This window comes from Microbacterium sp. HD4P20 (assembly GCF_019449275.2).
Taxonomy (GTDB): Bacteria; Actinomycetota; Actinomycetes; order Actinomycetales; family Microbacteriaceae; genus Microbacterium.
The window spans coordinates 668,399-685,392 of the sequence record NZ_JAHZQZ020000014.1 but is presented as its reverse complement, the minus strand read 5'-3'; the positions used below and the strand labels follow the sequence as shown (position 1 = coordinate 685,392).

General features: G+C 69.1%; 20 protein-coding genes. 16 read left to right on the top strand and 4 right to left on the bottom strand.

Annotated elements, in window-relative coordinates; genetic code table 11:
- Nucleotides 1-61: 61 nt before the first annotated feature.
- The 4 genes from K0817_RS11535 to K0817_RS11520 all read left to right on the top strand — a co-directional run bounded on the left by K0817_RS11535 (nt 62) and on the right by K0817_RS11520 (nt 2,718).
- Nucleotides 62-1,108: an NADP-dependent oxidoreductase gene (locus K0817_RS11535; RefSeq protein ID WP_219981556.1), complete on the top strand. Its 1,047-nt coding sequence runs from the start codon at nt 62-64 to the stop codon at nt 1,106-1,108.
- Nucleotides 1,109-1,296: 188 nt separating this feature from the next.
- Entirely contained in the window at nt 1,297-1,611 is a 315-nt protein-coding gene (locus K0817_RS11530) for a hypothetical protein (protein WP_219981555.1), read from the top strand.
- Between the two features lie 46 nt (nt 1,612-1,657).
- Nucleotides 1,658-2,227 carry a mismatch-specific DNA-glycosylase gene (locus K0817_RS11525; RefSeq protein WP_219981554.1) on the top strand — a complete coding sequence of 190 codons (570 nt, stop codon included), beginning with the start codon at nt 1,658-1,660 and terminating at the stop codon, nt 2,225-2,227.
- A complete protein-coding gene (locus K0817_RS11520; protein ID WP_253735325.1) occupies nt 2,224-2,718 on the top strand; it encodes a DUF2809 domain-containing protein in 495 nt (164 codons plus the stop codon). Before K0817_RS11525 ends, K0817_RS11520 begins: the two co-directional genes overlap by 4 nt.
- Here the strand turns inward: K0817_RS11520 and K0817_RS11515 are convergent.
- Complete coding sequence (locus K0817_RS11515; RefSeq protein ID WP_253735324.1) at nt 2,696-3,409, bottom strand: NAD(P)-binding domain-containing protein; 714 nt, start codon at nt 3,407-3,409, stop codon at nt 2,696-2,698. The genes K0817_RS11520 and K0817_RS11515 overlap by 23 nt on opposite strands.
- A gap of 116 nt (nt 3,410-3,525) precedes the next feature.
- Here K0817_RS11515 and K0817_RS11510 point away from each other — a divergent pair, with 116 nt between their 5' ends.
- Nucleotides 3,526-4,479 (top strand): L,D-transpeptidase, encoded by a 954-nt coding sequence (locus K0817_RS11510; protein WP_219981552.1) that lies wholly within the window; start codon nt 3,526-3,528, stop codon nt 4,477-4,479.
- Nucleotides 4,480-4,504: 25 nt separating this feature from the next.
- Here K0817_RS11510 and K0817_RS11505 read toward each other — a convergent pair whose 3' ends face one another.
- A complete protein-coding gene (locus K0817_RS11505) occupies nt 4,505-5,596 on the bottom strand; it encodes an FUSC family protein (RefSeq protein ID WP_219981551.1) in 1,092 nt (363 codons plus the stop codon).
- A gap of 156 nt (nt 5,597-5,752) precedes the next feature.
- On the opposite strand from K0817_RS11505, the gene K0817_RS11500 reads away from it, so the two are divergent.
- Nucleotides 5,753-6,745 (top strand): aldo/keto reductase, encoded by a 993-nt coding sequence (locus tag K0817_RS11500; protein WP_219981550.1) that lies wholly within the window; start codon nt 5,753-5,755, stop codon nt 6,743-6,745.
- Between the two features lie 7 nt (nt 6,746-6,752).
- Here the strand turns inward: K0817_RS11500 and K0817_RS11495 are convergent, their stop codons facing one another.
- On the bottom strand, nt 6,753-8,450 hold the full coding sequence (locus K0817_RS11495) for a hypothetical protein (protein WP_219981549.1): 1,698 nt from the start codon (nt 8,448-8,450) through the stop codon (nt 6,753-6,755).
- A complete protein-coding gene (locus tag K0817_RS11490; RefSeq protein ID WP_219981548.1) occupies nt 8,435-9,214 on the bottom strand; it encodes an ABC transporter ATP-binding protein in 780 nt (259 codons plus the stop codon). The genes K0817_RS11495 and K0817_RS11490 overlap by 16 nt, the downstream gene beginning before the upstream one ends.
- Before the next feature lie 122 nt (nt 9,215-9,336).
- Here K0817_RS11490 and K0817_RS11485 point away from each other — a divergent pair, with 122 nt between their 5' ends.
- The 10 genes from K0817_RS11485 (at nt 9,337) to K0817_RS11440 (ending at nt 16,952) form a co-directional block, all read left to right on the top strand.
- Entirely contained in the window at nt 9,337-10,533 is a 1,197-nt protein-coding gene (locus K0817_RS11485; protein WP_219981547.1) for a sensor histidine kinase, read from the top strand.
- Nucleotides 10,530-11,183, top strand: coding sequence for a response regulator transcription factor (locus K0817_RS11480; RefSeq protein WP_219981546.1), 654 nt, complete (start codon nt 10,530-10,532; stop codon nt 11,181-11,183). The genes K0817_RS11485 and K0817_RS11480 overlap by 4 nt, the downstream gene beginning before the upstream one ends.
- 77 nt (nt 11,184-11,260) lie before the next feature.
- Nucleotides 11,261-12,058 carry a glycosyltransferase family A protein gene (locus K0817_RS11475; RefSeq protein ID WP_219981545.1) on the top strand — a complete coding sequence of 266 codons (798 nt, stop codon included), beginning with the start codon at nt 11,261-11,263 and terminating at the stop codon, nt 12,056-12,058.
- A gap of 18 nt (nt 12,059-12,076) precedes the next feature.
- Complete coding sequence (locus K0817_RS11470) at nt 12,077-12,505, top strand: SRPBCC domain-containing protein (RefSeq protein ID WP_219981544.1); 429 nt, start codon at nt 12,077-12,079, stop codon at nt 12,503-12,505.
- 48 nt (nt 12,506-12,553) lie between these two features.
- Nucleotides 12,554-12,853: a DUF1905 domain-containing protein gene (locus K0817_RS11465; RefSeq protein WP_219981543.1), complete on the top strand. Its 300-nt coding sequence runs from the start codon at nt 12,554-12,556 to the stop codon at nt 12,851-12,853.
- 220 nt (nt 12,854-13,073) lie between these two features.
- Entirely contained in the window at nt 13,074-13,466 is a 393-nt protein-coding gene (locus tag K0817_RS18540) for a type II secretion system protein (RefSeq protein WP_219981542.1), read from the top strand.
- Between the two features lie 36 nt (nt 13,467-13,502).
- Nucleotides 13,503-13,925, top strand: a complete 423-nt coding sequence (locus K0817_RS11455; protein WP_219981541.1) for a prepilin-type N-terminal cleavage/methylation domain-containing protein — start codon at nt 13,503-13,505, stop codon at nt 13,923-13,925.
- A gap of 65 nt (nt 13,926-13,990) precedes the next feature.
- Nucleotides 13,991-14,467: a hypothetical protein gene (locus K0817_RS11450; protein WP_253735323.1), complete on the top strand. Its 477-nt coding sequence runs from the start codon at nt 13,991-13,993 to the stop codon at nt 14,465-14,467.
- Nucleotides 14,458-16,104 carry a pilus assembly PilX N-terminal domain-containing protein gene (locus K0817_RS11445; protein WP_219981539.1) on the top strand — a complete coding sequence of 549 codons (1,647 nt, stop codon included), beginning with the start codon at nt 14,458-14,460 and terminating at the stop codon, nt 16,102-16,104. The genes K0817_RS11450 and K0817_RS11445 overlap by 10 nt, the downstream gene beginning before the upstream one ends.
- The gene (locus K0817_RS11440; RefSeq protein ID WP_219981538.1) at nt 16,101-16,952 is read left to right on the top strand and encodes an A24 family peptidase; all 852 of its coding nucleotides are present in this window, start codon (nt 16,101-16,103) and stop codon (nt 16,950-16,952) included. Before K0817_RS11445 ends, K0817_RS11440 begins: the two co-directional genes overlap by 4 nt.
- Nucleotides 16,953-16,994 lie beyond the last annotated feature (42 nt).

The following is a 16,994-nucleotide window of genomic DNA, read 5'->3' as shown; positions in this document are numbered from 1 at the left end:
TGAGCAGGCTCATAATTGTACGGAGTCATAATTAGACCCCTGCTCAGAAGGATGTCAGACCATGAAGGCAATCGCCGTTTCGCACTACAAACAGCCACTCGAAGTGATCGACACTCCCGTGCCTCAACCAGGCGCTGGGGAGGTGTTGGTCGAGGTTGCGGCCGCGGGACTGAACCAGTTGGACGAGAAGATTCGGCTGGGCGAGTTCCGGCGGATCCTTCCCTACCGTGCACCGTTCGTGTTGGGTCACGACCTCGCGGGGACGGTCGTCGAGGTTGGGCCTCGCGTGACCTCCTTCTCGGTCGGCGACGTGGTCTACTCTCGTCCCCGAGATGGCGCTATCGGCACCTTCGCCGAGCGGGTCGTTGTTGCGGAATCTGATCTTGCGCTTGCGCCGCGCTCAGTATCCGTCGAAGCTGCCGCGGGGCTTCCGTTGGTGGCTCTCACGGCTTGGCAGGCGCTCGTAGAGATGGGGAAGGTGCGGCCAGGTCAGCGAGTACTGATCCATGCCGGCGCCGGCGGTGTCGGGACGATCGCCATCCAGCTCGCCAAGCACCTCGGCGCGACCGTTGCAACCACGGCCAGTGCATCAAACGCAGAGTTCCTACGCAGCCTCGGTGCCGATGTCGTCATTGACTACCGCACCCGGGACTTCGAGCAGGAACTCTCCGGCTACGACCTCGTTCTCGACTCTCTCGGGGTGAAGAGCGTGATGAAGTCGCTCCATGTCGTTCGCCCGGGTGGCATCGTCATCGGCATCTCCGGCCCACCGACACCGGCGTTCGCGAAGGCAGCAGGCCTAGGCAAGATACTCGAGCTCGCAACCCGCGCACTCAGTAGCAGTGTTCGCCGTGCGGCCAAGAAGCTCGGCGTCTCGTACGAGTTCCTGCTCATGCGCGCAAACGGCGATCAGTTGAAGTCCATCGCCGCGCTCGTTGACGACGGGACTATCCGTCCGATCGTCAGCAAGACCGTCGACTTCGACGAGATCCCCGCAGCGCTTGAAGCATTCGGATCAGCAAGCACTCGCGGCAAGGTCGTCGCACGGATCGGCGCGACGCGAACAGCAGCCGCACAGCGATCGACATCTACAAGGAGATCATCATGAGCACGACACAACCCAACACGTGACCTGAGCTCGACCACCAGCGCACAGTCGGTGCTTCTCACCAGTGCTGCGAACGTCCCTGCCACTGTGCGCTGACCGCTTGGCATGTAGCGCCCGCGAGGTCGTCGGGCAAGCCCCTGGAAGCCGACGACGACCGGTCGCAGTGTGGTGGAGAGAGGAGGACGACCATGCATGAGCACAACGAACAAGCTGAGCGCCACGTCACCACGGACCACGACGAGATCCGGCAGTGGGCAGACGACCGGCACGCGAACCCCGCGACGGTCGACGACCCGCACAATCCCGGTGGCGTCGGTGCGCTGCGGTTCGACTTCGACTTCGGCGTCGACACCGAGACCAGTGACCTGCGTGAGATCACGTGGGATGAATGGCTCGCCGCGTTCGACGAGCGCAGACTGAGCTTCTCGTACCAGGCGACGCGGGCCGACGGGTCACCGTCGAACTACTTCACGCTGGAGGAGCGCGGGCCGCAAGCTCCCTGAGAACCGACACGGTGCGTCCATCGCCCCCGTGCGAGACACTGGGGCGATGGGTTTCACGCGTGCCGAGCTCGAGTCGTTCCGCGGCCGCACCGTACCCGATCTCCTACCCGAGAGCCCCCGGCTCGTCTTCGTCGGCATAAATCCGGGCTTGTGGACGGCGGCCACCGGTGTCCACTTCGCCCACCCCGGCAACCGTTTCTACCCGGCGCTCGTCGCGGCGGGGATCATCCCACGGATGCCGCAGATCCACGAGAATGGGATGCCCGAGGCTGACCAACTGATGTTGCTGGATGCCGGCATCGGCATCTCCAACTTGGTGCACCGCGCCACCGTACGCGCCGACGAACTGGAACTGACCGAGCTTCGCGAAGGGGCGCAGCGACTGACGAGGGATGCCGCGGCCTGGCGCGCGCGTGTGGTCGCCGTCGTCGGACTCACCGCCTACCGCCAGGGGTTTGCCCGCCCGCGCGCCGTCGGCGGCCGGCAGACCGAGACGCTCGCGGAGTCGGAGCTGTGGGTGGTGCCCAACCCGAGCGGGCTGAACGCACACGACACGGTCGCGTCGCTGGCGACCGCCTATGCGGCCCCCGCCAAGGCGGCGGGGGTCATCGCATGACCGCCGAGCCCGGCGGCGCGGGGCCGGACGGCGTCGACCCCGGCAGCGACGACTCCGGACATGCGACCGAAATCCCACCGGCATCCCCTCGAGATCGTGCCGTGCGCATCCGCCGCATTTCAGCGGCAGGTCTGCTCGCCGCGGTGATCGTGGCAGGACTCACGGTGCACGGTCTGCTCGCCGACACCGCGGCAACCGACATCGCTGCCGATGCGCTCTATGCGGCCGCGGCCTATCTCGCAGTGGTCGTGCTCGCCGCGCGGCTGCCCCCGCCGGCGATCGGTGGCATCGCGGCTGTGTGGTGCATCGGCGTCGAGCTGTTCCAGCTCACCGGGCTGCCATTGGCGTGGGGTTCGGAATTCGCACCGGCGATGCTGCTGCTCGGCACGGTCTTCGACGCCCGGGACCTCGTCGTCTACGTCGTGACGATCATCGGGGTGACAGTCCTCGACAGCGCACTCGGACTGCTCATCCGGCTGCGTCCGTCCTGATCCCACGGGCGCGTGCGATCACACGTCCGCGCTGCGACGTCGCGAATCGGTCGAGCATCCCGCGAAGCTCTGCGGCGTCGACGTCGGCGCCGAACGCCTCCGCTCCCGGCTCGAGCTTGATGCCGTCGGCGAGCTGCCCGGAGATCACCGGATCGAAGCCGAAGTCGTCCACCAGCGCGGCGACGGCCGCGAGGTCGGCGGCGTCATCCCCGGCGATCGCGATGGCTTTGCGTCCGGGAGTCCCGGCCGGACGGGCCTCGTCCTGCAGATCCCGGTATCCCATGTGGTTGAACGCCTTCACCACTCGCGCGCCGGTCAGGAATCGCTGCACGATCTCGCTGGTCGAGGTGCGCAGATCGCCGAGGTCCTCGCGCAGCCCATCGACCTCCCACCAATAGTTCATCGCGTCGATGACGAGAGTGCCCTGCAACGCCTCGACCGGAAGGTCGCGGTACCGCGGCAGCGGAAGCGCGAGCACGACGACGTCCGCCCCACGTGCGGCGACGGATGCTTCGACGGGGCTGGCCGCCGGGCCCAGGGCCGCGACCTGCGCGGCGATGCGCGCGGGGTCGCCGGAACCGGAGAGGAGAACGCGGTACCCGGCATCCACCGCCAGCCGCGCCAGGACCAGTCCCACCCTGCCCGCGCCGAGGATTCCGACGACGTGGATGCTCTCGTCGTCACTGCCCACAGCGCCAGCGTAGACCCGAGGTGAGATGAAACCGGACTCGCAGTGCGCGGCCGCACATGTTGCGCACGTGGGCTGGCGCGGTTGCGGCATCCGTCGTCGACACCGACCATGGAGTCATGGGGGATGAATCGATTGCGAACGGCGTCCCCGCGGAGCGCGATGCGGGTGGCGGACGCCGGCGGGCGCTCTGGTGGGCCCTGGCCGGCGCAGCGGTCTTCGTGATCGCCGCGATCGTGGTCGGTGTGCTGCGGGGCATGCCCGCGCAGGACGCCGCGGCGACGCCGTCACCGAGCTCGACCGCCACGACGACGCCCACCCCCGCCCCCGCCGTCACGCCGACGCCGACTGTCGCCGGCTTTCCTCAGAACGCGAATCCGTACGATGTGTCGACGCTGCCGCAGGTGAACGTGTTCGCCGTGATCCCGCAGCTCCCCGTCGACGACGCCCCCTTCGCCGCGGCCACCGCCGAGCGCGCCCTTCCCCTCGGCGTCGGCGCGCCGGTGTGGGCGGATCCACTCGGCGAGCCGGTGGCCTACCTTCCGCGCGAGTACTCGTACGACGGCACCACGGTCCCGATCGTGGAGCGGCAGGAGCACTGGGTCAAAGTGCTGCTGACCGGCCGTCAAGCCGTTCCCTCGCAGGGGAATGCGGCTCAGGTCGCGGGATGGATGCGGGTCTCGGACGTCGAGTTGGCGCCGGCGCCGGAAAGCGTGGTCGTCAGCATCTCGGCTCGCACCATCGACATCGTGCGCGACGGGGTCGCCGAGCGGATCGCCGACGACTTCGCGTGGGGTACGGCTGCGACGCCGACACCGCTCGGCCGCGCTTACATCATGACCACGCGCGTCGTTCCCGAATACGGGTACACGCGCGGCCACCCGATCGTGTATCTGTCGGTGCAGTCGCCGACGCTGGACGGTTTCGGGGGAGCGGATGCCGCGGTCACGGCCTTCCACTACCACGACGAGCGCTCGGGAGCGATCTCGAACGGCTGCCTCCGCGTCGACCCTGATGCCATCACCCGGCTCGCCGCGCTGCCCCACGGCACTCCGGTGATCGTCAACCCCTGACCGCCGCCCCCACCCTCGCGCCTCCTCAGACGAAGGGTCGTGACGCATCCACGATGCGCCGCAGGCACACCGCCGCGGCCACGTCGTCCGCAACCGCCGAGACCGGCCCGCGACGCTCTTGCTCGATCGCGTGCTGCAGTGCATCGACCGCCGCGGCCGCATCATCCAGGCGGTCGGGGGCCTCATCGGCGCCGATCGGTGTGCCGATGATGCCGGCTGCGCGGCGGATCGCGACGGCGAGTGTCTCGCGCACGGGGGACGCGAGACCCGGGCTGTGCTGTTCCTGCATCCGCAGCAGCAAGTCGACCAGATCCCGGGTCAGGAACGCCGTCCGTTCCAGCGCGTTCATCCGCCGCGCGTTCTCGTCCTCGATCGCGCGGCGCGCACCGCGGCGGCGCGGGTTGCCTCGCCCGCTCTCCTCGGCTTCGCGCACCTCGGCGGTGACGGCGGCGATGGTGCGGCCGAGTTCATCGAGGGCGGCTTCGAGGTGCTGTACGTCCAGCTCGCCGGCAGCGACCGCATCCGCCAGCTCTTCCAGCTTGGTCGTGACCACACCGCGCAGCGCCGACAGCCGCTCGCTCGCTCGCCGGAGGTACAGCGGGGGATAGATCAGCAGGTTGACGGCCAGTCCGACCAGCACGCCGAAAGCCATCGTGACGAGATACGAGACCGAGAAGTCCTCGGCGTCGCTGCCTCCCAGGAGCAGCACGAAGAGTGCGGCGAGCGCCACCCAATCGCCGCCGGCCCCCAGGCGCGGGATGCCCCCGGCGAGCACCCCCGCCGCGATGACGATCCCCAGCCCCACGCCGCCCGGGGCACCGGCATGGACCAGCAGCAGACCCGCCAGCCCCAAGACGATGCCCAGGCCGAGCCCGACGAGGGCCTCGACTCCGACCCGCGCCGAGCGGGCGAGCGTCGGCGACATCGTGACCAGCGCGCCCAGGGGTGCGTAGTACGAGTACTGGTCCTCGGCGAACGGAATGAGCGGCGCCAGGTACCAGGCGAGCACAGCGGCGGCTGCGGTTTTGGCGGCGAGCAGCAGGCGGGACTGGGCGACGACCTCCGAGGTCCAGGCCCTCACGTCGCGGCGGACGCGCCGACTCCGCTTCTCGGCCACGCGATACCTCCACTGGGTGAGACGGACGCAGCGCTGAGCAGGCTGCCCAACCGATACGGTAGGCGGTGCGCCTGAGCGGCGCGATCCTGGCGGGCACGCGTGCGACCCCATCCGGGCCCACCCGGTGCGCCCCACCTCAGACGAAGGGATCCCCCCATGCAGCAGCGCTCTCTCGGACGGACCGGCCGATCGATCTCGGCGGTCGGACTCGGAACCTGGCAGCTCGGTGCTGACTGGGGTGCCGTGAGCGAAGACGAGGCCGCCGCAGTGCTGACGGCATCCGTCGACCGCGGCGTGACCCTCTTCGACACCGCCGACGTGTACGGCGACGGGCGCAGCGAAACGCTGATCGGGCGCTTCTTGGCGGAGAGACCTGGCCACGGCGTCACCGTCGCCACCAAGATGGGCCGGCGGCTCGCGCAGGAGCCCGGCAATTACACGCCCGAGAACTTCCGCGCATGGACCGACCGATCGCGTCGCAACCTCGGCGTCGACACCCTCGACCTCGTGCAGCTGCACTGCCCGCCCACCGCCGTGATCGAGGACGACGCGACGTACGACGCCCTCGACGCCCTCGTCGCGAGCGGCGGGATCGCCGCCTACGGTGTCTCGGTCGAGACCTGCGCGCAGGCGCTCGCCGCCATCGCGCGTCCGCACGTGACGAACGTGCAGATCATCTTCAACCCGTTCCGCCTCAAGCCGCTCGACGAGGTGCTGCCGGCCGCGGCCGCCGCCGGTGTGGCGGTCTTCGCGCGCGTGCCGCTCGCGTCGGGACTGCTCTCGGGACGGTACACACCGACCACGACGTTCGCCGACAACGACCACCGCACCTACAACCGCCACGGCGAGGCGTTCGACCGGGGCGAGACGTTCTCAGGGGTCGACTACGAGACGGGACTGGATGCCGCGGCCGAGCTCGCCGCCGCACTGCCGGACGGCGTCACCCTGCCGGCGGCCACGCTCGCTTGGATCGCCGCGCAGCCGGGGGTCACGAGCGTGATCCCCGGCGCGCGCAACGTGGGCCAGGCGCAGTCCAACGCCGACGCCGCGGCACTGCTCGAGGGCGGCTTCGATGTCGGCGCCTTCGACGCCGTGGTGCGCGACGTGTATGACCGGCGCCTGCGCGAGGCCATCCACCCCCTGTGGTGAGGCGGCGTCAGGCGCTGGTGCGTGCGCGTTCCAGCCGCTTGTCCCGTTCCTTCTGCTTCGCCTCCAGCGCCACCTGCTCGCCCTTCAGGGTCGATGCGGCGAGCTGATCGAGCAGTCCCGAGCCGGTGTCACGGAAGATCCTGCCGTAGCGGATGCGGCTGAACACGTCGACCATGCGGGTCGAGAGGTAGCCGATCGCGACGCGGCCGAGAAGCCACGCTGCGACGAAGCCGTTGAGCACGCCGACGATCGCGGTCGCGATCATGACCGGCGTGGAACCGCTAGTGGCGGACCACACGATCATGCCGATCGTCGGCGCCACGCCGATCGCCGTCGCCGCCAGCGCAATCCAGATGTGCAGTGCGATGTTGCCGTTCGCGTCGTTCGGACCGACCCGTCGGCGAGGATCGACGCCCGGCGAGACCCCGACGGCGGACGTGAGGATCGCCGCGCCCGCTGCCGCGCCGACCGTCGCGGGGAGCGCTGCGATGACGAAGGGAATCGCCCACCATGCCTGGGCGAGCAGGACGAACACGATCGAGACGAGAAGCGCCCTCGGCAGGAAGACGAGCGCCATCGCCCACTGCCGGCCGCGGACGTCGGCCCGCACCGACCACGTGCTCTCACCCACGACGTTCTGCCACACCGCCGAGCCGTCCTGCCCGTAGAGGTTGCACCCTGACAGCGCCACCATGATGGCGACGATCACTCCGGCGAAGGCGCCGGCGGGCGCGGTATAGCCGCCCAGCAACGCGAACACGCCGATCACGGCACCCGTCCACACCGCGGTGCTCGCCTCGAGCGCACGCCACGGGTCGCGCCGCCACTGACGGAGTTCCTTCATGATGACGGCGCCGGTCGGCGTCGCGGGAAGGATGCCGCCGCCGGCGACCAGTGCGCGCGAGCGCGGACGACCGCGCCGGGCGGTGACTCGCTGCGACCGGGGAACGAGCAGGGCGACGGTGCTCACCACACAGACGACGTCGAGCACGACGAGGGCTGCCAGCCAGGCGGCGGAGGTGCCCCAATCGCCCGCCGCGGCGGCCTCCACGGCGAGTACGGTCCAAGAGGTCGGCAGGGAATCGAGCACAGCCGTGATGGGTCCTGCGGGAAGCCCCGCCTGCAGCAGCTGCGGGATGGACTGGAAGGCGACCGAGACGATCATCCAGCCGGCGAACATCGCCGCGAGGAGGATGCCCCACTGAACCCCGGCGATCTCGATACCCAGCCGCGTGCGCATCGCCGCGCCGAGCGCACCGTAGACCAGCCGCGACAACGCGATCACGAGGATCCAGGTGAGGATCGACCCGACCACCGCCACGACGATCGTGACGGGGCTCAGCACCGCGGCGTGCCAGCTGACCGCGAGGACCGCCAGCAGCACATACGTCGCCGCGACACCGACGAACACCGTGGCCAGCAGCCCGCGGCCCAGCTGTCCGCGTGACAGCGGGAGCAACGCGAAGTAGTCGGCCCGCAGCACGCCCGCGCCGCTCATCAGCACGGGGCCGAACATTCCGCCGATGAGCCACATCGCCAGCACGAGCGTCAGGAAGTCGTGGCGCACCCCCGAGTCGGCTGCGAGCGCAGCACCGGCCCACGTCGCCACCACCAGAAGCGCCCCGATCACCCATCCGGCCCGGCGCAGTCCCGCAGAGGAGTTGCGCAGCATCGCGAACTTGAGCGAGATCAGCCACCGATCCATGCGAGCTCCTCCTCGTTCACCTCGGGAGCTCCGACGAGCTCGACGAACCGGTCCTCGAGGCTCGACCCGGCTCGCACCTCGTCGAGAGTGCCCTGCGCGAGGACGCGGCCCTCGGCGACGATCGCGACTCGGTCGCACAGCTGCTCCACCAGAGCCATCACGTGACTCGAGATGATGACCGAACCACCGGTTTCGGTGAAGCGCCGCAGGATCCGGGTGAGCACGCGCGCGCTCACCGGATCGACCGCCTCATACGGCTCGTCCAGCACGAGCACACGGGGCGTGTGCAGCAGCGCGGTGGCCAGTCCGATCTTCTTGCGCATACCCGTGGAGTACTCGCCGACCAGCGTGCCGAGGCCCTCGGCCTCCTCCAGCTCGAGGATGCGCAGCAGCTCGGCCGTGCGTGCGGCGACGGTCTCTGTCGCCATCCCGCGGAAACGTCCCCAGTACGTCAGCAGCTCACCGCCCGTCAGCCGCTCAGGGAGGGCGAGCCCATCGGGCAGCACTCCCAGGCGGCGCTTGGACTCGACCGGATCGGACCACACGTCCAGGCCCTGCACGAACGCCTTGCCCGACGTCGGTCTGAGAAGCCCGACGGCCATCGAGAGCGCCGTCGTCTTTCCGGCGCCATTGGGTCCGACCACGCCGAAGAACGAGCCTACCGGCACGGTGAGGTCGATGTCGTCGACGGCGACCTTGTCGCCGAATTCGCGGCGCAGGCTCCGCATCTCCAGGGCCGGTGTGTCGTCGTGCTGTGCTGTCATGCCCCCATTCCACGCTTTCCGATCGCCCTGCGCACCGGCCGATCGGCCAGAACCCCGCGTCGGTCGGCCAGGGACCTCAGGCGGACGGATGCCGCGGCATCCGTCGTCCGTATCATCGAGGCATGGCAGCCTCTGCGACGTGGCGGCGAGTGGCCGAACGGCTGTCGCCCGCGGCGGGACGCACGCGCGGGGAGTGGGCGACCGACGCCGCGCTGTTCGGGACCGCGCTTCTCGTCGGCTGGGTCATGGCCAGTCCCGGCGTGCATCCGCAGATCCTCGGGTGGTGGTGGCCGTGGGACATCGCGCTGGGCGCCTTCGCGTCTGCCTCCATCTGGTGGACGCGCAGGTATCCGCTGACGGTCGGCGTCCTGCTCATCGTGCCGGGCGCCGTCTCGATCACCGCCATGGTCGGTGCGCTCGTCGCCGTGTATCGGATGGGACTGCTCGCACCGATCCGGTGGGCGCTGCTGGTCACGACGCTCCACGTCCTCGCGGCGCTCCCGTACCATGCGGTCGCGCCCCTGCCGGGGATGACGTGGCTGGTGTGGCTCATCGTGGTGCCTCTCATGTACGCCCTCACCCTGTGCATCGGCTTGCTCGGGCGAGCACGGCGTCAGCTGATCGTCGGGCTGCGCGAATCCGCGGCCCGCGATCGCGAACGCTACGAGGAACGCCTCAGCACGACGCGCCGCGACGAACGCGAGCGCATCGCGCGCGAGATGCACGACGTGCTCGCGCACCGCATCTCGCTGCTGTCGATGCACGCCGGAGCCTTGGAGTACCGGGCCAGCTCGCCGCATCCCCCGGACCCTCGCGAGCTGCACGAGTCTGCCGGAGTGATCCGTAGCAACGCTCAGGGCGCGGTGGAGGACCTGCGCGAGCTGCTGGGACTGCTGCGCAGCGACGACGAGCTCGGCGTCGCGGCGCCGCAGCCACGGCTGACCGACCTCGAGCGGCTGCTGAACGACGCCGCCGCAGCCGGGCAGCAGGTGGACTTCGACAGCGATGCCCGGCCCGAGCGTCTGCGCGAGACCACTCAGCGCGCGGCGTACCGCGTGGTGCAGGAGGCCCTCACCAATGCCCGAAAGCACGCCCCCGCCGCGCCGGTCACGGTGCGGCTGCGCCAGGATCGGTCGCAGCTGACGATCGTCGCTGCGAATCCGGTGCCGCCGGGCGTCACGAGATGGGATGTCTCGCCAGACGGCAACGGGCTGGTGGGTCTCGAGGAGCGGGTGCGGATCGAGGGCGGGTGGTTTCGCGCCGGGGTGGAACAGGGTGAGTTCCGTGTCGTGGCGGAACTGCCGGTGGGCAGCCGATGAGCGTGCGTGTGCTCCTGGTCGACGACGATCCATTGGTGATCGCGGGGCTGCGGATGCTGCTGGCCGGTGACCCGGGAGTGCAGGTCGTGGGCGAGGCCGCGGACGGCAGCGAGCTCGTCGACGCGGTCGTTCGCAACCGGCCGGATGTCGTGCTGCTGGACGTGCGCATGCCGGGCACCGATGGCGTGTCGGCGCTGCGGGAGCTGTGCGGTTCAGTACGCGAGCAGCCCGCCGTGGTGATGCTGACGACCTTCGGGGCGGAGCCGATCGTGCTTGACGCGCTGCGCGCCGGGGCGGCGGGGTTCCTGCTCAAGCACACGCCGCCCGACCAGATCATCGCCGCGATCCACGCGGCCGCTGCGGGGGAGTCGCGCGTGTCGCCTATCGTGCTTCGCCAGCTGATCGACCATGTCGCCAGGGGCGAGCGGCCGATGACCGAAGACCCGCTCGAGGGCCTCAGCGATCGCGAACGCGACGTGGCGATGGCCGTGGCCGACGGCTTGGCCAACGCAGAGATCGGCGAGCGGCTGTACCTCTCAGTCGGCAGCGTCAAGGCGCACATCTCCTCGGCGTTGGCCAAGCTGGGACTGGACAACCGCGTGCAGCTGGCGATCGCGGCGCACGAGGCGCGCAGCCGAGGGGCGCGGTGAGCGGACGCGCGCATGCGCGGCCCGACGCCATCGGCAGGGCGCGCGCCGAGGGCGTGGCGCGGGAGTATCGTGTGGCTGTGCCCCTCGTCCCGCGCGTCGTCGTTGTGATTCCGTGCCGCGATGACGCTGACTTTCTGGAGGAGTGCCTCGCCGCGCTGGACGCTCAGACGCACCCCGCCGACCAGGTCATCGTGGTCGACAACGGCAGCGCGGATGCCTCGGCCGCCGTGGCGGGCCGCCACGGCGCCGTCGTGGTGGCCGAGCCCGTCATCGGCATCTGGCCTGCCGCCGCTCGGGGCTACGACGAGGCGATGGCAGAGGCCGACATCATCGCGCGGCTCGACGCCGATTCGCGCCCGCATCCGGACTGGATCGCCCGGCTGGTGCGCGCCTTCGTCGCCGATCCGTCGCTGGGGGTGCTGACCGGCGGTGCGGAGTTCTACGGCGGCTCTGCGCTGCAGAACTACTTGGGCGAGCGCTGGTACATCGGCGGCGGGCATTACTGGATCAAGAAGTGGCTGGGCATCCCCCTCGTGTTCGGCTCGAACTTCGCCATGCGCACGAGCATCTGGGAGCGGGTGCGGGAGCAGGTCGACCGCGAGAACGCGCGCATCCACGACGATCTCGACCTCACGATCCGCCTGCGGGAGTCCGATGGCGTGCGGTATGACCCGCAGCTGCGCATGCCGGTCTCGGCCCGACCGGTGCAGACGGTGTCCGGTTTGTCCCGCCGCATCGCCAAGGTCGCGACGACGTTCGCCGTGAGCTGGCCGGAGGGTGCCGCCTGGCGGCGTCGCGAGGAGCCGGCGGGCGCACAGAACGGGGCCAGCTGGGAACCCGAGAGCGACGAGTGGGCACCGCGTTACGGCGGCTGAACCGATGGAGGTCTGGGCATGCTCGAACTGACCGAAGAAGCGCTGGTGGCGGCATCCGTTGATGCTGTCTGGGCCGATCTGACCGAGTCCGAGAGGCTGGCGGCGTGGATCTGGCCGCCGAACTTCGAGACCACAGCGGTCGTGGAGCTGCTCGAGCTCGGTCGATGGCAGGTCCGGTCCGAGTCGGCCGGGCTTGCCATCGAGGCGGCGGTGCTCACCTACGACGCACCCGAATCGCTGCGGCTCGCGTGGCGATGGGCCGGCGAGGAGCACTCGACCGACGTCGAGTTCACGCTCGCCCGCGCGGCCGGCGGTGCGACGCGGGTGGTCGTGCGGCACTCCGGATTCCTCTCGGCCGACGATCGTGCGAGCCACGTCGAGGGGTGGTCGCACTGCCTGCAACGGCTCGTCGACCGGTACGGCGGCGCCCCCGGCGAGCACCTGTGACGTGACGGTTCTGCGGTCGTCGTCGGCGGCCGTGGCTAGGCTCGATGCGTGCTGATCGAGTTCGAGTCGGATGTCTTCCGGTGGAGTGCCCGCGAGGACTCGTCGTGGTTCTTCACGTCGGTTCCGCCGGAGCTCAGCGAAGAGATCCGCGAGATCCCACGGCCCTACCGCGGGTTCGGATCGGTGCGGGTGCGCGCCCGCATCGGTGGGTGCGAGTGGGCGACGTCGATCTTTCCCGATTCGGGGAGCGGGTCGTACGTGCTGCCGCTGAAGAAGACGGTGCGGGATGCCGAGGCCATCGGCGAGGGATCCGTCGTGGTTGTCCGGATCGAAGTGCTGGACGCGTGACGCAATCCTGAGCGATCTGCTCACGCTCCTGAGGAATCACTGATCGCATCTTGAGCGATCTGGCTTGACTCAAGATGAGAGTTCTCTCATGATGGTCGACGGGGGTTGGGAACATGCACTCGCATGGTTTCGATCGCCAGCCTGAAATGACTGGGCGACTGGGCGAAAACGCGGTCTGATCAGGGATGTCTTCTGTCATCCTTAGAGAAAGAGAACCGCAATGCGTTCCTTCGTGCGTAACTACATCCAGGCCGAGAAGGCCCGCCGTGAAGAGTCCGGTGAGGCCGGCTTCTCGCTCATCGAGCTCATCGTCGTCGTCGTGATCCTGGGGATCCTCGCCGCCGTCGCCATCCCGATCTTCCTGAACCTTCAGTCGGAGGCGGAAACGAACGCCCTCAAGACGGCGGCAGCGAACGGCGCTACTCAGGCGGCGTCGGCAATCGCCCAGGACGGGCTGACCGGATTCACCTTTGACAACTTGAGCAAGGACGACGTCACGGTGGCTTGGGTCGGCACGGACAGGACGCTCGATGGCTTCTGTGTCGAGGCTACGAAGACCGGTGTGACCGCCGCTCAGCAGTCTGGTCCGGGCTGCGTCCTGCCCACGCCATAACCGTTCCAGCGAACGATCGGCCGGGAGGTGATCACCGTGGCACGCCACGAAGAAGGCTTCAGCCTCGTCGAGGTCATCATCGCGATGTTCCTGCTCATGGTGCTCGCCCTCGCCGTGCTGCCCCTCACCATCGGCGCCGCCCGCACGAGCGTGGTCAACCGGAATCTCGTCGCAGCGACCGCCTTGGCCAGCGCACAGCTCGCGCCCATCAAGGCCGGTTTCGGCATCGATCGCACGGGGCCATCCCGATGCTCCGAACTCGCGGCGCAGGCCGTCCCCGCCGAGGGCGCGATCTCCGACCCCGCGGGAACCGGGTTGAGCGCGACCGTCGACATCGGCGCCTGCCCGACGGACGCGGCGCTCTACCCGGCTACGGTCGCCGTGACCGTGGAAGTGCTCAGCGCCACGGGGCTCTCGCTCGTCGCCATCCCCACCCTCGTGCTGGTGTCAGAGCCATGATCCCGCGCCGGGTATGCCCAGACGAGGCTGGGATATCGCTCGTCGAACTGATCGTCTACATCGTTATGTCCGGCCTCTTCGTCGGACTGCTCGCGCTCCTCTTCGCCAACGGGCTCGCCGCCCAGAAGCAGACGACAGCGCGTGACAGCGCGACCGGAAAGGCAAACGTCGTGAACGCCTCGCTGCAGTCGTCGATGCGCAACGCCACCGCGGTCGCGGTCGACAGCGTCGGCCTGCGTATCGATGCCGTCGTCATCACCGCCGCCGGAGTTTTCGAGTGCCGAGCGTGGGCGCTGGATGCGGGCGGCGCTCTGCGCTACAGCACCGGAGCCGACGCCCGCGACGCCGACACCAGCGGGTGGAGCGCCCTCACCGAGGGTGCAAGCGGCACCCTGTCGGGGGGACGGGCATTCGCCGCCGCCGGCACGAGAGGGATCGATCTCGGCATATCCGTCTCCGTCGGAGACGCGACGGTTCCCGTCACGACCGCTGTCACCGCGCAGGCCGTGGCCGCCGGGGGAGGAGCGCCGGCATGCTGGTAGTTCTGCGACGGCGATGGCGAGCGCGACGTGATGAGAGCGGCTCGGCCCTCGTCTCGGTGCTCGTCATCATGCTCGTGCTCAGCATCGGCGCGCTCACGCTCGCCGTGATCGTCACCAACACCAGCGGCGTCGCCGTCGACAGCCGCAGCACTGCGCAGTCGCGTGCCGCTGCCGACGCGGGCATCGCCCAACTGGTCGCCGCGGCCACGGGGGGCGACGTGTGCGACCAGACGCTGACCGACGTAGAGCTCGGAGCGGGCTCGACGTACTCCGCCACCAGCACGTGCGACGAATCCACCAAGCTGGTCGTCCTCGAATCGACGGGCACGTCCAGCCGCGGCGGCAGCACGACCGTGAGAGCGGTGTACGAGCTCGACGTCGCTCCGGATGCGACGCCGCCCACCGCGGGTGGCCCGGGCCTGTTCTACACCTATGGGCTGAACACGCGGATGAATTCCTACGTGTACGACGAGATCAACAGCGAGGTCGGCATCGACGAGTTCACCGGCTCTGCCGGTCTCTACGCATCGATAGGGAACATCGCGTGCGGTTCGGGCTCGGTCTTCCCCGGTGACATCTATACGAAGACCGGGGAGCTGCAGCTCGACAGCGGCTGCCTGGTCGAAGGCAACGCGTACATCGGCAGCAGAGCCAACATCAACGGCGGCACGATCGAGGGCAACCTGGTCGCTCCCAAGAACGTCGACCACACGATCGCGGGCATCATCGGCACATCCGGCGGCACTGAGGGAAATGCCTTCCTCGGCGGCACGTTCACACTGAACGGCGGCACGGTGTACGGGAGCGTGAGCGCTGCCGGCTCTGGATCCAGCACGCTGGGCAGCGGCACGATCCTCGGCAATTTCGTCTACAAGGGCGGCTACGGCATCTGGAAGACTTCCGCCGACTCCATCGTCCAGGGCGCTCTCGTCAAGAACACCGAGCTCGCCGCACCGACTCTTCCGCAGATCCCTGACTGGCAAGATGTGGAGTTCACCCCCGTGAACGCCACCACGCCGCCGCAGGCATGGGCGGACGAGGGCTACCAGCTCACGACGGTCACGGGCTCCGCCTGCGACAAGTGGTCCGGCAACTCCGCCGACGTCACTGCGGTCGCAGGTGCACTGAGCAGCAGGATGATCTTCGACATCCGCGCATGCGCAGGGAATTTCGACACGAACGCCGGCGGTGCGAACAAGGAAGTCACCATCAACCACGACATTGCGATCATCGCCCACCGCTGGTTCCTCTCGGGGACCAAGTTCAAGAGCGCTGATGGGCAGCCTCACACGATCTTCCTCATCACCCCCGACAGCCAGCCGGGCACTCCCGGCCCCCAGTGTGCATGGCCGGCGCAGGATTCCCAGCAGTTGAACGAATCAACGGTCGACCCTCAGATCGCGGTCTACATCTACACGCCCTGCCTGATGAAGTTCAACAGCGGCATAGCCACTCTCCGGGGCCAGGTCTACTCCGGCCGACTGGAGTTCGGCGGAGGCGTCACGGTGGCCTTCGCACCCCGCAACGTCCCTGGCTACGATTTCGGCAAGGATGTCGAGCCCTGGCCAGGCAGCGGTGGCTCCGGCGGCATCCCCTCCGGCATGGGTGACCTTCTCTCGTTGCGAGACGTGCCGTGATCGACCCCGCGCTCCTCCCCGTCGTCGTCTTCGCGGGTCTTCTGGGACTCGTGATCGGCTCGTTTCTGAACGTCGTGATCTCTCGCGTGCCCGCCGGCGTCCCGCTCACGCGCGAGAGCCGGTGCCCGCAGTGCGGCACACCGGTGAGGCCCTGGCAGAATGTGCCGGTCATCTCGTGGCTCTTCCTTCGGGGGAAGTGCGCCGGCTGCACGGCGCGCATCTCGCCGCGGTACCCGCTGGTCGAGCTCGCTACCGGCGTGGCGTTCGCCGGGGTGGTGTGGGCGTTCGCGGACGCGTTTCGCCTCGCTTCGCTCGCTCAACGACCGGACGCCGCTGACTGGTGGGCGCTCGCCGTGATCGTCGTCGCATACCTGTACTTCGCGGCGATCAGTATCGCGCTCACGCTCATCGACCTCGACACGCACCGGCTGCCGAACGCGATCGTCCTGCCGAGCTACATCGTGGTCGGCATCCTGTTCACGATCGCGTGCGTGCTCGGCGCGCCGTGGGAGGCGCTTCTACGTGCGGCGATCGGCGCTGCCATTCTTTACGCGTTCTACTTCATCCTGCGCCTCGTGCGCCCCGCCGGCATGGGCGGCGGCGACGTCAAACTGGCGGGCGTCGTCGGCCTCGTGCTCGCGTGGCTCGGCTGGGGGCCGCTGATCGTCGGTGCCTTCGCGGCGTTCGTGCTGGGCGGCGTGTTCGGAATCGCTCTCCTGCTCGCCCGACGGGCGGGCCGCAAGACCGCGATCCCGTTCGGCCCGTGGATGATCGCCGGGGCATGGGTGGGAATCATCGCGGGCGAGTCGCTCGCGCGTGGGTACTTAGGACTTCTCGTCACCGCCTAGCGGAACGACTGCGGCGCGGACGAATCGAAAGAAGGGCAAGGG